The sequence below is a fragment of the Cystobacter fuscus genome, assembly GCF_002305875.1.
GTDB lineage: Bacteria > Myxococcota > Myxococcia > Myxococcales > Myxococcaceae > Cystobacter > Cystobacter fuscus_A.
Genome location: NZ_CP022098.1, coordinates 6,144,408 through 6,164,100 on the forward strand (window position 1 = coordinate 6,144,408; position 19,693 = coordinate 6,164,100).

Here is a 19,693-nt window from a genome sequence, read left to right on the forward strand (position 1 = left end):
ACGGCGGGCCGAGGAGGCGTCAGGGCACGGTGACGGTGCACCGTCCCTGGGCCCCCCGGGTGAGATCCTCCGCCAGGGAGAGCAGCAGGCCGCGCGTCAGCGCCGAGCGCTCCTCTTCCGTCTGCTCTCCCTGGGTGAGCCAGCGCGCCATGCGGCCCAGGCTCGCCGGTGTCACGACCTGGAGCCGCACCGAGACCTCCACCGACCACGGAGACTCGCCCGCGGGCTCCTCGGTGAGCGTCCACGCCACCCGCTCCAGCTCCAACACGCCCGGTCCCCCGGCCAGGGCCCGCCCATCCAACGCCCAGTGCTGCTCTCGCGCCGAGTACGCCAGCACCAGGGTCAGCCGCGCCGTCTCCACCCGCTCGGCGAACCACCACGGCCGGTGGCGCAGCAGCGTCAGCTCCACCTCCAACCGCCCCGCCAGTCCCAGCCGCATCAGCCGCTCCAACTCGGGCGCTACCAGCCCGAGCGCCTCGGACCGGGCCACCACGCGCCGCCCGGCCCGCGTCGCCACGCAGTCCACCCGCGGGGCCTCCTCCGCTCCCGCGCTCGTGGCGAGCAGTCCCACCACCGCCAGCCCCACCCCGAAGAGCCCCTTACCGACGGTGTTCTTTCTCGAGCCCCTCGTGTTCATCAGAAGGGCCGTGAGAAGAGCAGCCGCACGTCGGGAATGGCCGTGGCCCGCGCGTCCGTGCGCCACGCCGCCGCCAGGTGCACCCAGTCCCCGAAGTACACCTGCGCGCCCACGCCCAGGCGGGCCTTCATCCAGCCCTCCTGCTTCCGGTACACACTCCCCACGTCCGCGAAGGCCCCCACGAAGCCGAACCGGTACTCGCCGCTCGCCAGCAGCGAGACGTCTCCCCGGAACTCCTTGAAGTCATAGCCGCGCAGCGCGCTCCAGCCGCCCAGCCCCTCCTCCTTCTGCCGGGGCAGGTTCTCTCCTCCCGCGCCGCGCAGGCGCAGCCGCAGCCCCTCGTGGTGTCCCGTCATCACGTACAACACGTTGTCACTCACCACCCGCCAGAAGTCGAACCGGGCGTCTCCCCCCAGCTCGGGCTTGCCCACCTCCACCGTCAGCACGTGGCGTGACGCCGAGCGCTCCGCCCAACCCCCCGCGTGCCCGAGCAGGGAGAGCTCCGGAGCCCGGAAGAGCGAGCCCACGTCGCGGACGCGATCCGCGTCGCTCGCGTACTCCACGCGGCCCACCACCGAGGCCATCTGGCCCTCGTCCACCGCGGAATTGACGAAGGGCGTCACGCCATGCGGCCAGAGCAGGCGGAGGGGAGGGGAGAGGCTCTGCTGCGAGGAGTACGTGTCCCGGCGGTACTCCGCGCCGAACAGCCAACGCCGCCCCAGTCGCCAGGTGGCCAGGCCCGTGTAGCCCCGGCGCCGGAAGTACTCCGCGTCCGGACGGTTGAGGAGGGCGGAGTAGAGGGACGAGTCGATCAGTCCGATGCGCCAGCGATCGGCGCTGTCCGTGAAGTCGTGCACCTGGAGGCCGATCTCCGCCAGCCCCAGCGCCGGCACCTCCAACTTCGCTCCCACCAGCCAGGACATCTCGCGCTGGCGCGCCGTCTGCTCCGGATCTCCGGGGACGCGCTGGTTGCCCAACCGCAGGGGCAACGCCAGGGCCGCCTCCAGGGTGGGATGGACCCGATCCCGTGCGTCCCACAGCTTCAGCGAGCCCCACAGCGCGGGCGCAAGGCCCGTGACCGGGGTGTGCAGGAGCGCCGGCCTCAAGGAGAGTTCCTGGCCCCGCGGGTGCATTCGCACCAGCACGCGGTTGCTCCGACGCGCGAAGTTCGGGGCTTCGTCCCGCCTCCGCCGGGAGCGGGCCCCCGACGTCTTCATCCGCGAGGGCCGCGACCCCTCCCCGGGGCGGTAGTGACGCGTGCCATCCGCCTGGCGCTCCTCCACGAAGCGGACCGACGTCCGCGGAAAGGCCTTCACCTCCTCCAGGGACAGGAAGGGCAGTCGCTCCTCGAGCCGGACCTCGGCGCGTTTGAGATCGCTGCGCAGCAGGGGATCCCCGGGCTGGATGCCCAGCGCCTCGCGGACTCGCGCCGCCACGTCCTCGTCCACACCCTCCACCTCCACCGCATCCACGAACCCCGTGTCCACCCGGAGCACCAACTGGCCGTCCGGCGAGAGTGTGGCGTCGAGGCTCGCGAGGACATCGCCCCGGTCCCGGAGCCGCTTCACCACCCGCTTCAATCCCGCCGACAATCCCCTCCACGCGAACCCCGGATGGAACTGGCCCTCCGAGGACGAAGCCCACGGCCGGTCAGGCCCGAACCCGATGCGCACGTCGACCGGGTCGTCCTCGTCTTCGTCCTTGTCCTCGTCTTCGTCCTCATCGTCCTCGTCGTCCGAGCCCTGGCGAGGCTGCTGGAAGAGTTCATCCTCCAGGTCCTCGAGTTCCCCCTCGTTCACCCCCTCGATGACGACGCTCGTGATGAAGGGCTGCTCCTCGAGGCTCACCACCAACACCGGAGCCGAGCCCTGCGCGAGCCTCACCGTGGAATCCACCTTCGAGAACAGTCCCGTGCGCGCGAGCCGCCGGACCAGGGCGCCCGCCTGGACCGAGGACAACGAGCCCTGGAGGGGAACATGCGCCAGTTCGCGCACCTGGGGCTCCGTGAGGTGCCGCAGCCCCTGGAACTCCACGGCCGCCAGCGCGTGCTCCTCGCCGAGGATGCTCGAGCGTGGCGTGGCGAGCACCTTGGAGTCCTCCCCAGCGGGGGATGACCCGGCGGAGGGTGGGGCCTGGAGCGGTGGAAGGGGGACGGGGGGCGCGGAAGACTCGGCGTTGTCCTGGGCCAGGGCCCCCGAGGGAAGCAGCGTGAGGAGGAGGAGGCGATACGCGGTTCGGGTCATGAGGACAGGACTGAGCAGGAGGCATTCCAACGCGAGGGAGCGCGCAACCCCGCGAAACCAGGGCTCCCGCCGCGCGAGGAGGATGTGGATTCCACATCGTCGATGTGCCCGGGCGGATGTGCGGATGACATCCCGACGTCCCGGATCACTGCGTGGAGAGACCGAGCGCCTTGGCGCGGCGGTAGAGGTTGCCCCGGTCCATGCGCAGCAGGCGCGCGGCCGCGGCGATGCTGCCGCCCTCGTCCAGCGCGGCCTGGATGAGCGCGCGCTCGAAGCCGTCCACGTGCTCGCGGTAGCTCTTCTCGCCGGGCACCAGCCGCCCGCTCCTGTCCGCCAGGGGCGTGGGGCCCGCGAGTTGCTCGGGCCGGAGCACGAGGGGGCCATCGCCTCGCAGCAGGTTCTGCCGCTCGATGAAGTTGCGCAGCTCGCGCACGTTGCCGGGCCAGGACCAGGCACGCAGGGCCTCCTCGGCGCCGGGGGCCAGCTCCAGGGGCGTGCGGGGCCCGGCGAACTCCGCCGCGAAGGCCCGCGCCAACTGGAGGATGTCCTCGGGCCGCTCGCGCAGGGGCGGCAGGACCAGCGGCAACACGTTGAGCCGGAAGTAGAGGTCTTGCCGGAAACGCCCCTCGCGCACCGCCTGGGCCAGGTCCCGGTGCGTGGCGGCGAGGACGCGCACGTTCACCTCGATGGGGAGGCTGCCGCCCAGCCGCTCCACTTCCTTCGTCTCCAGCACGCGCAGCAGCTTGGCCTGGAGCTCCAGGGGCATGTCGCCCAGCTCGTCCAGGAAGAGCGTGCCCCCGTGGGCCTGCTCGATGCGGCCGAGCCGGCGCGAGGTGGCGCCCGAGAACGCCCCGCGCTCGTGGCCGAACAGCTCGCTCTCCAACAGGGTGGAGGGGATGGCGGCGCAATTGACCGCGACGAGCCGGCCCTTGCGCCCCGAGGCCAGGTGGAGCGCCCGCGCCACGCGCTCCTTGCCCGTGCCCGTCTCTCCGGTGATGAGGATGGCGGTGTCGCTCGGGCCCACGCGGGCGATGAGCTGGCGCAGCGCCTCCATGGCCGGGCTGTCCCCCACGAGGTGGCCGGGCCGGGCCAGCTCCTCGCGCAGACGCTGCTGCTCCTCGCGCAGCTCGCCCAGGGCGAGCGCGTTGCGCAGCGCCGTGAGCAGCCGCTCGGGCGAGGGCGGCTTCTCCACGAAGTCGGTGGCGCCCAGCTTCAGGGCCTGGACGGCCTCCCCGGGAGACGCCTCGCCCGAGAGCACCACCACGGGCAGGGGCAGCGGCCGGGGCAGGCGCGCGAGCAGCTCCAGTCCCGTCTCCCCGGGCATGCGCAAATCCAGCAGCATCAACGCCGGCGGGGGGCCGGGGGCGTCCAGCAGGCGCGCGGCGTCGGCGGCCGAACGCGCCTCCACGGGCGAGAAGCCCTCGTCGGAGAGCAGGCCGCGCAGTCCCTTGAGGACGCCCGGGTCGTCATCCACCAGGAGGATGCGCGGGCCGGGCACCGCGGGGCGTGGCAGGGACGGAAGGGAAGGCACGGCACCACTCTACCCCAGGGGCAGTTCCACGAGCGCGAGCGTGCCGCCCTCGGGCAGGGGCTCCAGACGCAGGGAGCCCCCGTGCTCGTGGGCGATCTTCTGGGCGATGGGCAACCCCAGGCCGCTGCCCTCGGGCTTGGTGCTGAAGAGGCCCCGGGTGAGGGCGTCCCCCTCGACCACCCGGGTGATGCCCGCGCCCCCATCCCGGAGGAGCACCCGCAGGCGTGAGGGCTGGGTCTCGATGGACAACCGCACGGGCGCGGCCCCGGGGGAGGACGCCTCGAGGGCGTTCTTGAGGAGGTTGCCGAAGAGGCGGCGCAGCCCGTCGGGATCGGCGGACAGGTGGGGCTCGGGGCCCGCGAGCAGCTCCACGGCGACGGGCGAGGTGGGCGCGTAGAGGGCGCACACCTCGGCGAGCAGGGGCCGCAGGGCGACGGGCTGGAAGCGCGGCGCGGGAAGGCGGGCGAAGTCGGAGAAGCTCCGGGTCATCCGCGAGAGCAGCTCCAACTCCTCGTCCAGCAGCGCGACGGCCTCGGCGAGACGCGTGGCGTCGGGGGGCGCGTCCGCTCGCGACAGCCGGGCCAGGGCGAGCCGCATGGCGGTGAGGGGGTTGCGCAGCTCGTGGGCGAGCGCGCGCGCCACGTCCTGCCAGGCGGCGATCCGCTCGGAGGACTTGAGCCGCTCGCGCTGGGCGGCGAGCTCCTGGCCCATGCGGTTGAACTGGACGAGGAGGAACTGGAGCTCATCGCGAGCCACGTCGGGAGCGGGCAACTGGCGCGAGAGGTCTCCTCGGGAATAGGCCCACATGCCCTGGGTGAGGATGGAGACGGGACGGGTGAGGGCCCGGCCGAGGAGCACGGCGGCCCCGGTGAGGGCGGCGGCCGAGACGAGCAGCAGGACGCCGAACAGCCGGGGCGTCCAGCGCACCAGGGAGCGCCGGGCCAGTTCCGCCTGGGCGAGGTTGAGCCGGGCCTCGTCGAGCGCGGCCTGGGACTGCTCGGCGGGCGTGGCTCCCGTGGAGAACGCCTCGAGCACCTGCTCCACGGGGGCCAGCGAGATGGACAGCAGCACCTCGAGCCCCTGCCACATGAGGACACCGAGTGCCACGAGCGGCACCAGGCCCGTGAGGAGCATGACGGTGAGCAGCTGGCGGCGGAAGCGGGCGGGAGGGGGCGCCGGGTCCTGGACTTGAATCGCCATACGGCCCTGTAGCTGGCTTGACGGAGTGCGTCCACTCCACGACGCGCCCTACCGCCCCCGGATGATGGAGAAGGTCTCTCGAATATCCGCGATGTATGCTCCCGGATTCTCCCAGGGGCCGAAGTGACCGCCACGCTCGTGGACCTTGATGTTCACCGGGTTGAACCAGTGGCTGGTGGGACCCGAACGGAACATCTCGACGCGGTTCTCCTTCGTCGCTCCTGGAGGGTAACTCTCACTCAGCAGGAACGTGAAGCCCGCGGGCGTCTCGATCTGCGGTCGGCGATCGTGCGATGGCTTCCATTTATAGAGATTGGCATTCTTGTACGCCCGGATCGATGACCCGATCGTCTGCGTCACCCAGTAAATCGTCGCGTGGGTGAGCACCTCATCCTTCGAAAAGCGATCCTCGAGGTCGACGTGATGGTCACTCCAGCTGTGCCACCGCTTGAGAAGCCAGGCGAGCAGGCCCGCCGGAGAATCATTGAGGCCGTGCGTGATGGTCTGGCCGTCGAGCATGTGCACGGCGACGTGCGAAACAAGAGTGTCCTGGAATCGGAGAATGGCTTGCCGAAGCGCCTCGGGCGTGCCCGAGGGGATCATCTGCCCCCCAGTGAGATCCCAAGGACGCTCGTCGTCCATGGAATAGGCCGGGATCAGATCGTGGCCAAGGTGAATCCCAAAGAGCGACGATGCGTATTTGTGGCCAAGCTGACTTGAAATCAGCGCGCCATAGTCGCCGCCGCTCGCCGCATATCTCTCGTAGCCGAGGTACCTGGTCATGAGCGTGTGGAAGAGGTCAGCCATCTTCCAGTGGTTGAGATCGCCACGACCTACCGGTGCCGAGAAGCCGAAGCCAGGCAGCGATGGAACAATGACGTCGAAGGAATTGCGCGGATCTCCACCGAACGATGCTGGATCGGACAGCGGCCTGATGACATCCCGCCACATCCAGAACGTCCATGGCCAGCCATGCAGGAGCAGGATCGGCGTCGGCGACGGCCCTCGCCCCTTCTCGTAGATGAAGTGCACCGGCGTTCCGTCAATCTCGATGCGATACTGATTGAATCCGTTCATCGCCGCCTCGGCCGTGCGCCAGTCGAAGCGATCGCGCCAATGCTCGATGAAGGGTTTCAGATAGGCCGTGCTGAGACCATACTTCATGTCGTCATTGTCAAGATCGGGCGCGAATCTCGTATTCGAGAGACGCTGCCGCAAGTCGGACAGAACATCGTCACCAACATCGATCTGGAAGCGAAAGTCTTCTAGCGAACGCATGACCATTCTCCGAATTCGGGTTCCGTTGGTCTCACTCGGCACGCTCAGAGCGTCAAACCGCCATCGATCGTCAGGCTGGCACCGGTCATGTAGCCAGCCTCGTCACGGGCGATGTATGCGATCAGCCCGGCGATCTCGTCCTGGTGCGCGACGCGCTTGAGCGGACTCATTTTCGACAGCATCTCGATGGCGCCCGCGTTCATGTCGGTGTCGGTCGGTCCCGGCTGGACGTTGTTGACGGTAATGCCGCGCGGGGCGAGGTCGAGGGCGATGCCCTTCACCATCGCCGCAACCGCCGCCTTGGTGAGCTGATAGACGCTCGAGCCGGGGCTGCCGGTGCGGATCGCCACGTTGCTGCCGAGGGTGATCACTCGACCGCCATCCTTCAGATGGGGGACGGTCGCTTGGATCGCGAGATAGACGCCGCGCACGTTCACGTTGAGCATCAGGTCCAGCTCCTCGAGCGCGACCGCGTCGATCGTCGCCATGCGGAGGATGCCGGCATTGACGACAACGACGTCGATTCGACCATACCGGTCGACGGCCTTCGCCACTGCCGCACGGAGCTGGCTCGCGTCTGCGCTGTCCGCCTTGATCGCCAGGGCGTCGCCGCCCTCAGCGGTGATTGCGCTCACCAGTTCGTTCGCCTTGTCCTCGCGCGACACGTAGGTGAACGCCACCGCATGGCCGTCCTTCGCGAGTCGCGAGACGGTCGCAGCACCGATTCCGCGCGAGCCACCGAAGACCAGCGCAACTTTGCCCGAAGCTTCACTCATCGCCATTCTCCTTTGTTGACAGAACAGTCCATAACTAGCCAGCCGAAATCCGGCATCTCCTGGCGAAGCCAGGTCTCTACTTCGCCCGGAGGCGATCCACTGTGAAACGTGCCAGGCCGTGGAGGTCCTCGGCCCCAGCCCCACCTCGGGCCGCCACCTGCAGGCCCGTCATCGTCATCTGGATGAAGGCGGCCGCCTCCGCGGGCTCCAGGCTACTGTCTATTTCACCCTTCGCCTGGCCTTCGCGTATCCGTCCCACCAGACGCGCGTGCAACACGGGGGAGATCTTTTCCCGCATTTCGACGAGCTCGGGGTCCGTCGTCCCGAACTCGCCCACCGACCCGACGCCCATGCAACCGAGTCTGCGCCGCGCGTCGTCCTCCGACACCAGCCCGACCAGAAGGTCCAGGATGCCGTCAAGCGGCGACGTCGGGGACGTCAACCGCGCGAGATGCCCGCTCGTCGTGTTGCGCTGATAGGTGCGCAGCGCCTCGAGGTAGAGCTGACGCTTGTCACCGAAGGCGTTGTAGAGGCTCTGTCGACCGATCCCCATCGCGTTCAGCAGATCGTCGGTCGAGGTCGCCGCGAAGCCCTTCGACCAGAATACGTCGATGGCCTTCTCCAAGGCGACGTCCCTATCGAATTCCCGTGGCCTGACCATGACCGTGGATATAGGGGTTATGGACCGTTCTGTCAACAACCCGTTTCTCGGCCTCCCTGCTCCAGCTGGGGTGCACCCCGCGCGCCGGGGTCGCGTGCGCGGTTTTCCGCGCGAATTCCGGGCCAAAGGGGAGGGGGAGGGCCCGGATCGGGCGCTTGTATGCCCCCTCGCTGGAGAACTATTCTCCTGGAGGGCGTCATCGTGTCCCGGGAGGGTACCTCGTGCTCATTGTCTATCAATCCCTGGAGTCCACGGGTACCAAGGCCGACACGGCGGGCACTGCATTGAGTGGCAACTCGTTCAAGAAACGAACCCAGGCCAATGCCCACAAGATGTACCCGATGGATGCCAACCGGGTGGTGACCTATCCCCATCCCGTCTTCGATCGCACCCTGGGAAAGGAACTGGAAGAGGACAGGACGATCACCTTCGCCGACGACACCGAATCCAAGGCGTTGTCGAATCGTTTCAAGAATACCCAGGACCGCAAGGAATTCCTCACCTTCCTGGCGGGCGTCATCGACACCATCAAGAAGAGCACGATGAACCGGGCGCGGGCGCGAGCTGGGGTCGGCGTTCGCCCGCCCGAGATCATCGTGCTGGGAGAAATCCATGGGAGTGATCTGCAAGGGGAGACCATCGCCGGTTATGAGGTGATCCATGGCGTGGACCCCACCGGCGATGCGCGCCACCGGTTCACCGTCCTGAAGAACACGTACAGCATCATCGATCCCCTGGACATCAAGATCCATCACCACGCCCCGTCCGCGTCCGGAACCAACAAGGACGAGAACGCCGTGTGCATGATGCTGGAGTTGATGGGCTGGTTGATGGCTTTCGTCCATACGCCCAATAGCATCTGCGGCGACCGGGACGCGGCGGCCAACTACATCAAGAACAACATCCTGCGCACGACGGGCGGCTCGGAACTCGATCTTCTGGTGGGTGACACCAATCAACCGAGCGATGACTTCGTCAAGTCATACATGAAGAACAAGTTCGGGGGCCAGGACTGGACGACCAGCATCCACGAGGGGCTGCAAGAGGTTGTCGGATTTGGCGGCCATCGGACGTTCAGTCTCTCGGGGACCAACAGTGGGTTTGACACCCATTTTGATATCGCATGCACCCGCCACACGGCCGCCGTCATCCAGAAGGGCCAGGTGGTCGGCTGTGACCCGGACGACAAGGACTGGAATCCGGTGTTCGCCTTCCATGGCCTGACCGACAAGTTCACCAGGCTCCAGGGCAAGGCGTACGCCTACAGCGATCACAACGGCATCATCATCGAGGTCCTGCGACGCAAGGATCGGCTGGCCTTCAATCGCATGAAGAACGCCCCCCAGGTGCAGGCGTTCAAACAGCAACGAGCCGAGCGGCGTCTCTCCCGGGCCCTGATGATCATGCCGACCGAAACGCCGCTCCTGGGAAAGCGGAGCTTCCATTCGGACGACGCCTTCGGGGACGAGCACCGCTCGACGGATGAACTTTCGTCCGGCACCCCGCTGGGCTCCCCGATGAAGAAGCTCAAGTCCTGATCTCGGGCGCCACGCTCGCCGCCGCTTCTCCTGTTCACGCCAGGTCGCGTTCAAGCACGATCTCAGCCTTCTTCCAGGCCACCGAGCCGTGGCACGGCACGGAGCTGTGGCGACTGCGCAGCCCGCGATGCGTGACGCCTGGGTGAGCCAGACACCGCATTGGGACCGTGACTTCTGGCACATGTCCTCATGAAGATAGGCATATAGACTGGAGGAGGCTCGATGTGCGGCTTCCGAATGAGGCACCATGAAGACCGTCCGAGCGCTCTTCGTGGACGCACCAACGTCGAGTTCTTTGGGTTCCTCTCTTTATTTTGGTGAAAGATTGAGTTACCAGATGGATGGGCCGTCCCTCCATCGCGAAGGTGCATGGCCTCATCCCCTTTGACCAGGAGTCATGCAATGCAAGGCAATACAGGAAGATGGATGTCCAGACTGCTGGGAGTCTGGCTCGGAGTGCTGACGGGGGTGGGTTGTGGTCAGCCCACGGTCGAGTCGGGGGAACAAGCGCAGCTCGGCGCTCCTCTGTGGGCCTCGCCGTCGCGAGCCCGTCTCTCGGCTAGCGAAACTCATTCCCTGGCATTGCGCCCAGATGGCACCGTCTGGGCCGCGGGCGCCAACTACGCCGGACAGTCGGGAGACGGCACCATGGGCAACCGCTCGGTGCCGGTGCAGTGGCTGAGCGGAGCGGTCGCCGTGGCCGCGGGCGAAATGCATTCGCTGGCGGTGCGTCATGACGGCACCGTGTGGGCCTGGGGCTACAACTCCTACGGCGCGCTGGGGGATGGCACTTGGAGCAACCGCTCGGTGCCGGTGCAGGTGCAGGAGTTGAGCGGGGCAGTGGCCGTGGCCGCGGGTTCCTACCATTCGTTGGCGGTGCGTTATGACGGCACCGTGTGGGCCTGGGGCTACAACGCCGCCGGCCAGCTAGGGGATGGCACCACGAGCGATCGCTGGGTGCCGGTGCAGGTGCAGGGGTTGAGCGGGGTGGTGGCCGTGGCCGCGAACTACAACCATTCGCTGGCGGTGCGTTATGACGGCACCGTGTGGGCCTGGGGCTCCAACGCCGCTGGCCAGCTGGGGGATGGCACCACGAGCGCGCGCTGGGTGCCGGTGCAGGTGCAGGGGGTGAGCGGGGTGGTGGCCGTGGCCGCGGGCCCCATGTATTCGTTGGCGGTGCGTCATGACGGCACCGTGTGGGCCTGGGGCTCCAACGCCGCTGGCCAGCTGGGGGATGGCACCACGAGCGACCACTGGGTGCCGGCGCAGGTGCAGGGGGTGAGCGGGGTGGTGGCCGTGGCCGCGGGCTTGAACCATTCGCTGGCGGTGGGCTCGGACGGCACCGTGTGGGCCTGGGGCGCCAACTACTACGGCCAGTTGGGGGATGGCACCACGAGCGGGCGCTGGGTGCCGGCGCAGGTGCAGGGGGTGAGCGGGGTGGTGGCCGTGGCCGCGGGTTACCACCATTCGCTGGCGGTGGGCTCGGACGGCACCGCGTGGGTCTGGGGCGACAACTCCCAAGGCCAACTGGGGGATGGAGGAGTCCCCGGGTACTCAACCACCGCTATTCGCTCCTTGCTGTATTGAATGCAGTGCCGGGGGGGTGTTACCTCGCACGCTCGTTGATGGAGCCCTTTCTGCTTTTGGCCCCAGGTGCTTGGTGGTGAGCACCTGGGGGGTGTTTTATGTGGAGGCATTCACTACCCGGGGAGTACGAGCCAGCCGGGTGGCACATGCTCAGGTGGTCATTCGTAGGGCGTTGCGGATTGCCCGTTCGACGGGCGAATAGGCGGCGTCCGGCCGCTCGAGCCGCAGCGGCTGCGTGGGAAGCAGCGGCGGCTGTGCGAGGAACCGCGGTCGCGTCCCGTGATGGGGCTGAGCCGAATGAACGAGGAAGGGATGGCAAAGATAGACGGTTCCCGCCTCTCCCGTTGCGAGCACTTCCGGCAGGGCCTTCGTTTCGGCGAAGCCGTTGGCGGCCAGTTCACGGAGGGTCAGACCGGCTTCTCCTGCTGGCGCCAACCTGCGGGCCATCTCCAAATGGGAGCCGACCCGGATCCGCGTGGGCGCATCCTTCTCTCCGACATCGGAGAACAGGAAGAGCATCAGCAGCGCCCGTCCTCTGGACGTGACGTTCGCGCGCCAGGACATGAAGTCGGGATCCTCGGTCCCAAAGCTGACATCGATGTGCCAGCCGGCATCTCCGGGGTCCTCGGAGGAGGGGAAGCGGATGGGGAAGGTGCCGAGCGTACCGAGTGGCGCCCACCGTCCCGGTCCGACCAACTGGTCGAAGGCCTGATGCAGGATGGGCGTATTGGCGGCCTGGACGAACGGCGCCTGTCCATACTGGTTCAGCCGGATGACCGGCCTGGTCCAGGTGGACGGATCCTCTGGATGGCATCCCGTGTCCCGCCACAAGATGGCACGGGCCGCATCGGCCAGTTGCCGGGGAAAGGCCTCGTCGATCCTGACGAAGCCCTCCTCCATGAACCGCTGGACTTGCACATCGTTCAGCACATGCGCGTTCTGATTGGGAGGCATGGAGTCGCTATTGCTCATGCGGCTTCTCCTTACAGGTGTCGGCGTCAGCGCTTGCTGGACCTGCCAGAGGTGGACCGTGCCGGAGCGGCCTCCGGGACGCAATGTCCCGCGGCCTCCAGGTGGGACACCCGCTCGAGGAGCTCGCGAAGACCGAGCATCCGGCGCAGATGGGCTGGAAGCACTCGCCACAGGCGCGGGTGGCGGAGATGAGCGGATGGCGGTGACACGAAAGCGAGGACATGGGGCGGGCTTTCTACCCAGTCCGATTCTCCTGGCGCAATGCCCCCTTGGCCGACCGCTCAGCTGAAGACTCGCGCGGGCCTCCCTCCCGAGCGCGAGCAGGCCGTGCTCGCCGCCTGACACCAGGCGCGCTGCCGCGACGGCTCGCTAGACCTCACCCTCCTGGCCCCGGCGGGCGGGTTGAGGACAGCTCAACCAAACTCCAAGCTTTCGTCGTGAGCCCGAGAACCTGCTCACATCGGGAGGAGGACACGTCATGAGGAGTTCACTGTTGAAAGGGATGCTTACAGGTCTGGCTCTGGTGCTGGGTGGCTGCGGCGGCCTCGAGGTAGCGGAAGAGCAGGAGCCAGGCTTCGAAGATGCCGCGCCCGCCCAGGCGCAGCACTGCGTCATGGAGGCCGTGGCTTTCAAACCGGAAGAGGCGCCTCCCAGTGATCTGCCGCCGGCGAAGCAGGACTGCTTTGCCTCGTTTGCCGAGGCGATTGCCTTCGCCACCAATGGGGCCGTCCAACTGCCACCCACCGTGACTCCGGACCAGCTCACACCGGAACTACTGGAGACGGACGCGACCCCCACGCAGAATGTCATTGCCGTTGAATACCAGCACTCCAACTACGGTGGCGCTTCGCTGATCTTCTACAACGCGTCCACCTGCGCCCAGAGCAATATGTTCGTTTCATCCATGCCCTCGGGCTGGAATGACATCATCTCCTCGGCCCTGGCGTTCGCAGGCTGCAACAACTCGTACCACTATGAGCACGTCAACTACTTAGGGTCGGTCGTGAACTGCGGTACCGCCTGCCCCTACATCGGCGATGCGATGAACGACCGGACCTCGTCCATTTACTGGACGCGCTGAGCGGCGATGGCGAGCGCGCCATCCACCCCCCGGATCAGGCTCATGTTCGGGGAGGAGGTGCCGGCAGGGTCGAGTCTCGCTACCCGGGACGCCGGAACAGGCGGCCCAGCTCGCCCACGAGGCCCCGGCGGAAGGTGAGCACGCAGAGCACGAACAGGGTGCCCTCGGCCACCAGCACCCACGAGCCCAGCTGGGCGAGGGAGTGCTCCAGCGCCACCACCAGGAAGGCGCCCACCACCGGACCGAGCAGCGTGCCGAGGCCGCCCAGGAGCGTCATCAGGATGACCGCGCCCGAGGTGTGCCAGTGCACGTCCGTGAGCGAGGCGAGCTGGAACACCAGCGCCTTCATGCCGCCCGCGAGGCCCGCGAGCGCCGCCGAGAGCACGAAGGCGAGCAGCTTGTAGTGGTCCGGCTCGTAGCCGAGCGACACCGCGCGCGGCTCGTTCTCGCGCACCGCCTGGAGCACCTGGCCGAAGGGCGAGTGCACCACGCGCTGGATGAGCAGGTAGCCCCCCAGGAAGACGGCGAGCACGGTGTAGTACAGCGGCAGCATCGCCTCCAGGTCCACCACCCCGAACAGCTGGCCGCGTGGCACCGCCTGGATGCCGTCCTCGCCTCCGGTGAAGGGGGCCTTCAGGTAGTAGAAGTAGGCCATCTGGGCGAGCGCCAGGGTGACCATGGCGAAGTAGATGCCCTGACGCCGGATGGCGAGCGCGCCCACCGCGAGCCCGTACCCCGCCGCCACCCCGGTGCCGAAGAGGACGGCGCCCTCGGGCGGCCACCCCCACACCTTGGCCGCGTGCGCCGTGGCATAGCCCGCGGCGCCGAAGAAGAGCGCGTGTCCGAAGGACAAGAGCCCCGCGTAGCCAAGCAGCAGGTTGAACGCGCACGCGAACAGCGCGAAGCACAGCGCCTTCATCAGGAACACCGGGTAGACGCCGGTGAGGGGCGCGAGCCCGAGCACGGCCACCATCCCCACCACGGGCACCCAGCGCGGCGGCCGCCTCATGCCGTCCTCCCGAAGAGCCCCGAGGGCTTGACGAGCAGCACGAGCGCCATGACGGCGAAGATGACCGTGCTCGAAGCCTCGGGGTAGTAGACCTTGGTGAGGCCCTCGATGAGCCCGAGGGCGAAGCCGGTGAGGATGGAGCCGAGGATGGAGCCCATGCCGCCGATCACCACCACCGCGAAGACCACGATGATGAGGTCCGCGCCCATCAGCGGGCTGACGCGGTAGATGGGCGCGGCGAGCACTCCCGCGAGCGCGGCGAGCGCCACGCCCACCCCGTAGGTGAGCGTCACCAGCCGGGGCACGTTGATGCCGAAGGCCTGCACCAGCGCCGGGTTCTCGGTGGCCGCGCGCAGGGTGGCGCCCAGCCGGGTGCGCTCGATGACGAACCAGGTCGCCCCGCACACCACCACCGAGAAGCCCACCACCCAGGCGCGGTAGCGCGGCAGGAACATGAAGCCGAGCGCATAGCCGCCGCTGAGCCACGCGGGCATCTCGTAGGGCTGGCCCGAGCTGCCGTACTGGTTCTGCAGCAGCCCCTGGATCATCAGCGCGAGCCCGAAGGTGAGCAGCAGCCCGTAGATGGGATCCATCCCGCCCAGGCGCTTGAGCATCGTGCGCTCCACCAGCGCCCCGACGAGCCCCACCGCGAGCGGCGCGAGCACCAGCGCGCCCAGGTAGCCCACCCCCGCGAGGGTGAGCAGGAACCAGGCCGCGAACGCGCCCAGGGTGTAGAACGCGCCGTGGGCGAAGTTCACCACCTGGAGCAGGCCGAAGATGATGGCCAGCCCCAGGCTGAGCAGCGCGTAGAACGAGCCGTTGATGAGCCCCACCAGGAGCTGGCCGAGCAGCGCCTGCACGGGGACGCCGAAGACGGTGGACATGGCGCGCGCTCGCTACTTCTTCACCAGCGGGCACTCGCTCTGGGCGAGCGGCTTGAAGGCCTGCTCCGCGGGGATCGTGCGCACCAGCTTGTAGTAGTCCCAGGGCTTCTTGGACTCGCCGGGCGCCTTCACCTCGTAGAGGGACATGGGGTGCAGCTTGCGGCCATCCGCGCGGATGCTGCCCTTGCCGAACAGCGGATCCTCGGTGGGCAGCTCCTTCATCCGCGCCACCACCGCCCGGCCATCCCCGTCCGCGCCGAGCGCCTGCACCGCCTTGAGGTAGTGCAGCACGGACGCGTAGACGCCCGCGTGCCCCATGTCGGGCACCCGGCCCCCGTTACGCTCGGCGAAGCGCTTGGAGAAGGCGCGCGTCTGCTCGTTCGTGTCCCAGTAGAAGGGACTCGTCAGCCGCAGCCCCTGGGCGGTGGCCAGCCCGAGCGCGTGCACGTCGGAGATGAACACCAGGAGCCCCGCGAGCTTCTGTCCGCCCTCGGTGATGCCGAACTCGCGCGCCGCCTTGATGGCGTTGATGGTGTCCCCACCCGCGTTGGCGAGGCCGATCACCTTCGCCCCGCTGGACTGCGCCTGGAGCAGGAAGGAGGAGAAGTCCGCGGTGTTGAGCGGGTGGCGCACCGAGCCGAGCACCTTGCCGCCGCTCGCCTTGACCACGTCCGACACGTCCTTCTCCAGCGACTGGCCGAAGGTGTAGTCCACCGTGAGGAAGAACCAGGTGTCGCCGCCGCTGGCCACCACGGCGCTGCCGGTGCCGTGCGCCAGCGCGTAGGTGTCGTAGGTCCAGTGGATGGTGTTGGGCGAGCACGCCTTGCCCGTCAGCTCCACGGTGCCCGCGCCGGAGTCGAGCAGCACCTTGTTCTTGCCCTTGACGATCTCGCTGACGGCGAGCGCCACCGAGGACGTGGGCACGTCGACGATCACGTCCACCTTGTCCACGTCGAACCACTGGCGCGCGAGGTTCGCGCCGATGTCCGGCTTGTTCTGGTGGTCCGCGGCGACCACTTCCACCGGCGTGCCGTTCACCTTGCCGCCAAAGTCCTCCACCGCCATCCGCGCGGCGAGCACCGAGCTCTGGCCGCTCATGTCCGCGTACAGGCCGGACTGATCATTGAGCACGCCAATCTTGATGACCTTGTCGGTCATGCCCGCGCCGGGCGCGGGGGCGGGCGTGGGCGCCTTGGCCGGAGCGGGGCCGGAGCGGGCGTCTTGGCCGGGGCGGACGGCTTGGGCTGGGCCAGGGTGGGAGGGGACAGCGTGGCGGCCAGCAGGCTCGCGAGCGCCACCAGCTTCGAGGTGCGGAAGGGACTCATCGGGTGCTCCAGGTCGGGGAAAAGGGCGGGGGGGTTCAGGCCCCGAGGTAGCTCTCGAGCCGGCCGCGGCTGGACTCGAGCTCGGCGCCGGAGATGCGGTCGATGACGCGCCCGTGCTCCATCACGAAGTGCTCGTCCGCGAGGGCACTGGCGAAGCGCAGGTTCTGCTCGACGAGCAGGATCGTGAAGCCCTCCTGCTTGAGCCGGCGGAGGATGTCGCCGATCTGCTGGACGATGACGGGGGCGAGGCCCTCGGTGGGCTCGTCGAGCAGGAGCAGCCGGGCCCCGGTGCGCAGGAGGCGGCCCAGGGCGAGCATCTGCTGCTCGCCGCCGGACAGCCGGGTGCCCGGACTGCGCAGCCGCTCGCGCAGGTTGGGAAAGAGCGCGAGCACGGCGTCGCGGGACAGTCCGCCCGGGCGCACCACGGGCGGCAACATCAGGTTCTCCTCCACGTCGAGGCTCGCGAAGATGCCGCGCTCCTCGGGGCACAGGGCCATGCCCAGCCGGGCGATGCGGTGCGAGGCGAGCCGGATCGTCTCCTGGCCCTCGAGCCGCACCGAGCCCTCGCGCCGGGGCACCATACCCATCAGCGCGCGCAGCGTGGTCGTCTTGCCCGCGCCGTTGCGCCCGAGCAGCGTGACGAGCCGGCCCGGACGCAGCTCCAGGTCCACGCCGTGGAGGATGTGCGACTCGCCGTACCAGGCGTTCAGCCCGGAGACGGTGAGCAGGGGCGCGGAGGACGGGGCCTCAGACATGCTCGGCCCCCAGGTAGGCCCGCACCACCTCGGGGTGGCGGGACACGGTGGCGTAGTCGCCCTCGGCGAGCACCTCCCCGCGTGCGAGCACGGTGATGGTGTGACACAGGCGGGCCACCACGCCCAGGTTGTGCTCCACCATCAGCACCGTGCGCTGGGCGGCGACCTTCTGGATGAGCGAGGCGATGCGGTCCACGTCCTCGTGGCCCATGCCGGCGGTGGGCTCGTCGAGCAGCAGCAGCTCCGGCTCCAGCGCCAGGGTGGTGGCGAGCTCGAGCGCGCGCTTGCGCCCGTAGGACAGCTCCACCGCGAGCAGGTCCTCGTGGCCCGCGAGGCCCACCGCGTCGAGCAGCTCGCGCGCGCGGGCGTCGTAGGCACCCAGCACCCGCTCCGAGCGCCAGAAGTCGAATGACGCGCCGCGCTGCCGCTGGAGCGCCACGCGCACGTTCTCCAGCACGCTCAGGTGGGGGAAGGTGGCGGAGATCTGGAAGGAGCGCACGAGCCCCCGCCGGGCCACGGCCGCGGGCCTGGCGTGGGTGATGTCCCGGCCCTGGAAGAAGATGCTCCCCCGCGAGGACGGCAGGAAGCGGGTCAGCAGGTTGAAGCACGTCGTCTTGCCCGCTCCGTTGGGGCCAATGAGCGCGTGGATGGTGCCCCGGCGCACGCGCAGGTCCACGCCCTTGACCGCGACGAAGCCCGCGAACTCCTTGGTCAGTCCCCGCGTCTCGAGCAGTACCTCATCGGCCATGACGTCCCTCGGCCGGGAATATGAATGGGGATGTCGTCTCCAGGCAAGCAGGGCGTGCGGCCCGGCGGCCCGTGCCGGGTCAGAAGTAGTAGCCCGTGTTGATGTTGAAGCGTGTCTCCCAGGGGGCGGTGGGTGAGCCCTCCACCAGCGCGTCGTTGTAGTTCGTGCCGAGCCAGGGGTGGTTCTTGCCCGTGGCCAGGTCGATGTATGTGAAGACGGGGCCCGTGTGGATGAGTGCGCCGACCGTGTTCTGGTACACGGGGGCGTACCCGGCCTTCACCTTCTTGAGCATGCTGAAGTCGTCGTAGAAGAAGATGCGCGAGAGGATGCCCCAGTTGATGGGCAGTCCGTAGGACACGCCCGCCGCCACGAGCGTGCCCGCGCTGGCCACCTTGTAGGGCGCGTCGTAGGCGCCCATCGTCACGAAGCCGTTGTCCGAGCCCTCGGGGTTGGCGGGCCGGAAGACATAGTGAATCGCCTCGAGCTTCACGTTCCAGGGGCCATGGTTGCCCTCCAGGTGCGCGGCGGCGGCCCAACGCAGACCCGAGCGGCCGGTGACGGCGTTGTACAACTGGCCCGCCTGGGCGGAGAGGCCCAGCTCGGTGGTGGAGGACTGCCCGTGAGTGAAGAGGTAGGCCACCCGGGCGTTGAGCTGGTTCGTCTCCGAGTTGGCCTGATCCACGCCCAGGGAAGCCTCGGTGGGGTTGGCCGAGCGGACCGGCACGACATCGTAGGAGTAGCGCGTGCTGGCCGTGCTGCGGCCGAAGTAGTTGCCCTCGTCGTTCTTGTAGAAGGCGAACTGCAGGTTCCAGGGCCCGTCGGTGTGGAGGAGCTTGAGCCCCAGGTCATGGTCGTCCTCGAAGCCCAGGTAGTAGGGCAGGGCGAAGAACCAGTTGTGCGACGCGAAGGGCAGCAGACCGAAGGGCGCGCGGTGCACTCCGGCCTGCAGCTGGGTCTTCTCGGAGAAGGCGTAGGTGAGGTAGCCGTGGTGCAGCAACGAGTAGCCCGCGTAGAAACGGTAATCCGCCGAGAGCTGGAGTTTGGACAGACGGCCGTTGGCGGTGACCTGGAACATGTCGAAGACCACGTCACCCAGGCGCCGGCGGTTGGCTTCCTGCCCCTCCCACCCCTTGATGAAGTAGCTGAAGCGCAACGAGCCTCCCACGCGGAACCCATCTGGATCCGGCACCTCCTGGGCAAGCGCCTCCCCATGCAGCATCCCCCCCAGCGCGGCAACGACGGCGGGCGAAACGAGACGACGAATGAGAGGCGGCAATGCAAGCTCCTGGTCCGTGTGCAGGACACCGCGAGGTATGCCCAGACGGGAATGATGGGCACGAGGCCCGGGGGAATGCTGGATGCAGATGGGCAGACAGTCTTCAACCCCTGTATGCCTTTCCCCTGACGCCAGTGTTCCACAGGCGCGCCTGTCCCGGCGGGTGGTGGACTTCTAGCACGGTTGCCAATG

The 19,693-nt window shown here is 68.3% G+C and carries 19 protein-coding genes; 4 read left to right on the forward strand and 15 right to left on the reverse strand.

Annotated features, from left to right (window positions below; all coding sequences use genetic code 11):
- Positions 1 to 19 precede the first annotated feature (19 nt).
- From CYFUS_RS24960 to CYFUS_RS24990, 7 genes are all read right to left on the reverse strand, one after another.
- Positions 20 to 637 (reverse strand): DUF4390 domain-containing protein, encoded by a 618-nt coding sequence (locus tag CYFUS_RS24960; RefSeq protein ID WP_095987511.1) that lies wholly within the window; start codon positions 635 to 637, stop codon positions 20 to 22.
- The gene (locus CYFUS_RS50885; RefSeq protein WP_157758634.1) at positions 637 to 2,724 is read right to left on the reverse strand and encodes a hypothetical protein; all 2,088 of its coding nucleotides are present in this window, start codon (positions 2,722 to 2,724) and stop codon (positions 637 to 639) included. Before CYFUS_RS50885 ends, CYFUS_RS24960 begins: the two co-directional genes overlap by 1 nt.
- A gap of 301 nt (positions 2,725 to 3,025) precedes the next feature.
- Positions 3,026 to 4,411, reverse strand: coding sequence for a sigma-54-dependent transcriptional regulator (locus CYFUS_RS24970; RefSeq protein ID WP_198316763.1), 1,386 nt, complete (start codon positions 4,409 to 4,411; stop codon positions 3,026 to 3,028).
- A 9-nt stretch (positions 4,412 to 4,420) separates the two neighbouring features.
- Positions 4,421 to 5,611, reverse strand: coding sequence for a sensor histidine kinase (locus CYFUS_RS24975; protein ID WP_095987512.1), 1,191 nt, complete (start codon positions 5,609 to 5,611; stop codon positions 4,421 to 4,423).
- A gap of 48 nt (positions 5,612 to 5,659) precedes the next feature.
- Positions 5,660 to 6,889: an epoxide hydrolase family protein gene (locus CYFUS_RS24980; RefSeq protein WP_095992205.1), complete on the reverse strand. Its 1,230-nt coding sequence runs from the start codon at positions 6,887 to 6,889 to the stop codon at positions 5,660 to 5,662.
- Positions 6,890 to 6,933: 44 nt separating this feature from the next.
- On the reverse strand, positions 6,934 to 7,665 hold the full coding sequence (locus CYFUS_RS24985; RefSeq protein WP_095987513.1) for an SDR family oxidoreductase: 732 nt from the start codon (positions 7,663 to 7,665) through the stop codon (positions 6,934 to 6,936).
- Between the two features lie 76 nt (positions 7,666 to 7,741).
- Complete coding sequence (locus CYFUS_RS24990; RefSeq protein WP_095992206.1) at positions 7,742 to 8,290, reverse strand: TetR/AcrR family transcriptional regulator; 549 nt, start codon at positions 8,288 to 8,290, stop codon at positions 7,742 to 7,744.
- 257 nt (positions 8,291 to 8,547) lie between these two features.
- On the opposite strand from CYFUS_RS24990, the gene CYFUS_RS24995 reads away from it, so the two are divergent.
- Positions 8,548 to 9,864, forward strand: coding sequence for a hypothetical protein (locus CYFUS_RS24995; protein ID WP_095987514.1), 1,317 nt, complete (start codon positions 8,548 to 8,550; stop codon positions 9,862 to 9,864).
- 402 nt (positions 9,865 to 10,266) lie between these two features.
- Positions 10,267 to 11,451: an RCC1 domain-containing protein gene (locus CYFUS_RS25000; RefSeq protein WP_095987515.1), complete on the forward strand. Its 1,185-nt coding sequence runs from the start codon at positions 10,267 to 10,269 to the stop codon at positions 11,449 to 11,451.
- Between the two features lie 150 nt (positions 11,452 to 11,601).
- Here CYFUS_RS25000 and CYFUS_RS25005 read toward each other — a convergent pair whose 3' ends face one another.
- Positions 11,602 to 12,423, reverse strand: coding sequence for a phytanoyl-CoA dioxygenase family protein (locus tag CYFUS_RS25005; protein WP_232537755.1), 822 nt, complete (start codon positions 12,421 to 12,423; stop codon positions 11,602 to 11,604).
- A gap of 83 nt (positions 12,424 to 12,506) precedes the next feature.
- Between CYFUS_RS25005 and CYFUS_RS54010 the strand changes: the two genes are divergently transcribed.
- Both CYFUS_RS54010 and CYFUS_RS25010 read left to right on the forward strand, forming a co-directional pair.
- The gene (locus CYFUS_RS54010) at positions 12,507 to 12,629 is read left to right on the forward strand and encodes a hypothetical protein (protein ID WP_269770260.1); all 123 of its coding nucleotides are present in this window, start codon (positions 12,507 to 12,509) and stop codon (positions 12,627 to 12,629) included.
- A gap of 272 nt (positions 12,630 to 12,901) precedes the next feature.
- Complete coding sequence (locus tag CYFUS_RS25010; RefSeq protein WP_095987516.1) at positions 12,902 to 13,504, forward strand: hypothetical protein; 603 nt, start codon at positions 12,902 to 12,904, stop codon at positions 13,502 to 13,504.
- 79 nt (positions 13,505 to 13,583) lie between these two features.
- Here the strand turns inward: CYFUS_RS25010 and CYFUS_RS25015 are convergent, their stop codons facing one another.
- From CYFUS_RS25015 to CYFUS_RS25040, 7 genes are all read right to left on the reverse strand, one after another.
- A complete protein-coding gene (locus CYFUS_RS25015; RefSeq protein ID WP_095987517.1) occupies positions 13,584 to 14,513 on the reverse strand; it encodes a branched-chain amino acid ABC transporter permease in 930 nt (309 codons plus the stop codon).
- Entirely contained in the window at positions 14,510 to 15,397 is an 888-nt protein-coding gene (locus tag CYFUS_RS25020; protein WP_095987518.1) for a branched-chain amino acid ABC transporter permease, read from the reverse strand. The genes CYFUS_RS25015 and CYFUS_RS25020 overlap by 4 nt, the downstream gene beginning before the upstream one ends.
- A gap of 12 nt (positions 15,398 to 15,409) precedes the next feature.
- Positions 15,410 to 16,555 carry an ABC transporter substrate-binding protein gene (locus tag CYFUS_RS25025; protein WP_095987519.1) on the reverse strand — a complete coding sequence of 382 codons (1,146 nt, stop codon included), beginning with the start codon at positions 16,553 to 16,555 and terminating at the stop codon, positions 15,410 to 15,412.
- Positions 16,552 to 16,722, reverse strand: coding sequence for a hypothetical protein (locus tag CYFUS_RS50890; protein ID WP_157758635.1), 171 nt, complete (start codon positions 16,720 to 16,722; stop codon positions 16,552 to 16,554). The genes CYFUS_RS25025 and CYFUS_RS50890 overlap by 4 nt, the downstream gene beginning before the upstream one ends.
- 35 nt (positions 16,723 to 16,757) lie before the next feature.
- Complete coding sequence (locus CYFUS_RS25030) at positions 16,758 to 17,477, reverse strand: ABC transporter ATP-binding protein (protein WP_095987520.1); 720 nt, start codon at positions 17,475 to 17,477, stop codon at positions 16,758 to 16,760.
- Positions 17,470 to 18,225 carry an ABC transporter ATP-binding protein gene (locus CYFUS_RS25035; RefSeq protein ID WP_095987521.1) on the reverse strand — a complete coding sequence of 252 codons (756 nt, stop codon included), beginning with the start codon at positions 18,223 to 18,225 and terminating at the stop codon, positions 17,470 to 17,472. The genes CYFUS_RS25030 and CYFUS_RS25035 overlap by 8 nt, the downstream gene beginning before the upstream one ends.
- Positions 18,226 to 18,304: 79 nt before the next feature.
- Positions 18,305 to 19,501, reverse strand: a complete 1,197-nt coding sequence (locus tag CYFUS_RS25040) for a hypothetical protein (RefSeq protein WP_232537756.1) — start codon at positions 19,499 to 19,501, stop codon at positions 18,305 to 18,307.
- Between the last annotated feature and the right edge of the window lie 192 nt (positions 19,502 to 19,693).

Excerpts from the sequence above, each read along its gene's own strand:
- CYFUS_RS25020 (WP_095987518.1), bottom strand. The coding sequence starts at position 15,397 with ATGTCCACCGTCTTCGGCGTCCCCGTGCAGGCGCTGCTCGGCCAGCTC.
- CYFUS_RS25035 (WP_095987521.1), bottom strand. The coding sequence starts at position 18,225 with ATGGCCGATGAGGTACTGCTCGAGACGCGGGGACTGACCAAGGAGTTC.
- CYFUS_RS25015 (WP_095987517.1), bottom strand. The coding sequence starts at position 14,513 with ATGAGGCGGCCGCCGCGCTGGGTGCCCGTGGTGGGGATGGTGGCCGTG.
- CYFUS_RS24980 (WP_095992205.1), bottom strand. The coding sequence starts at position 6,889 with ATGCGTTCGCTAGAAGACTTTCGCTTCCAGATCGATGTTGGTGACGAT.
- CYFUS_RS50890 (WP_157758635.1), bottom strand. The coding sequence starts at position 16,722 with ATGAGTCCCTTCCGCACCTCGAAGCTGGTGGCGCTCGCGAGCCTGCTG.
- CYFUS_RS25005 (WP_232537755.1), bottom strand. The coding sequence starts at position 12,423 with ATGAGCAATAGCGACTCCATGCCTCCCAATCAGAACGCGCATGTGCTG.
- CYFUS_RS25000 (WP_095987515.1), top strand. The coding sequence starts at position 10,267 with ATGCAAGGCAATACAGGAAGATGGATGTCCAGACTGCTGGGAGTCTGG.
- CYFUS_RS24960 (WP_095987511.1), bottom strand. The coding sequence starts at position 637 with ATGAACACGAGGGGCTCGAGAAAGAACACCGTCGGTAAGGGGCTCTTC.
- CYFUS_RS24985 (WP_095987513.1), bottom strand. The coding sequence starts at position 7,665 with ATGAGTGAAGCTTCGGGCAAAGTTGCGCTGGTCTTCGGTGGCTCGCGC.
- CYFUS_RS54010 (WP_269770260.1), top strand. The coding sequence starts at position 12,507 with ATGTCCCGCGGCCTCCAGGTGGGACACCCGCTCGAGGAGCTCGCGAAG.
- CYFUS_RS25025 (WP_095987519.1), bottom strand. The coding sequence starts at position 16,555 with ATGACCGACAAGGTCATCAAGATTGGCGTGCTCAATGATCAGTCCGGC.
- CYFUS_RS25010 (WP_095987516.1), top strand. The coding sequence starts at position 12,902 with ATGAGGAGTTCACTGTTGAAAGGGATGCTTACAGGTCTGGCTCTGGTG.
- CYFUS_RS25030 (WP_095987520.1), bottom strand. The coding sequence starts at position 17,477 with ATGTCTGAGGCCCCGTCCTCCGCGCCCCTGCTCACCGTCTCCGGGCTG.
- CYFUS_RS24975 (WP_095987512.1), bottom strand. The coding sequence starts at position 5,611 with ATGGCGATTCAAGTCCAGGACCCGGCGCCCCCTCCCGCCCGCTTCCGC.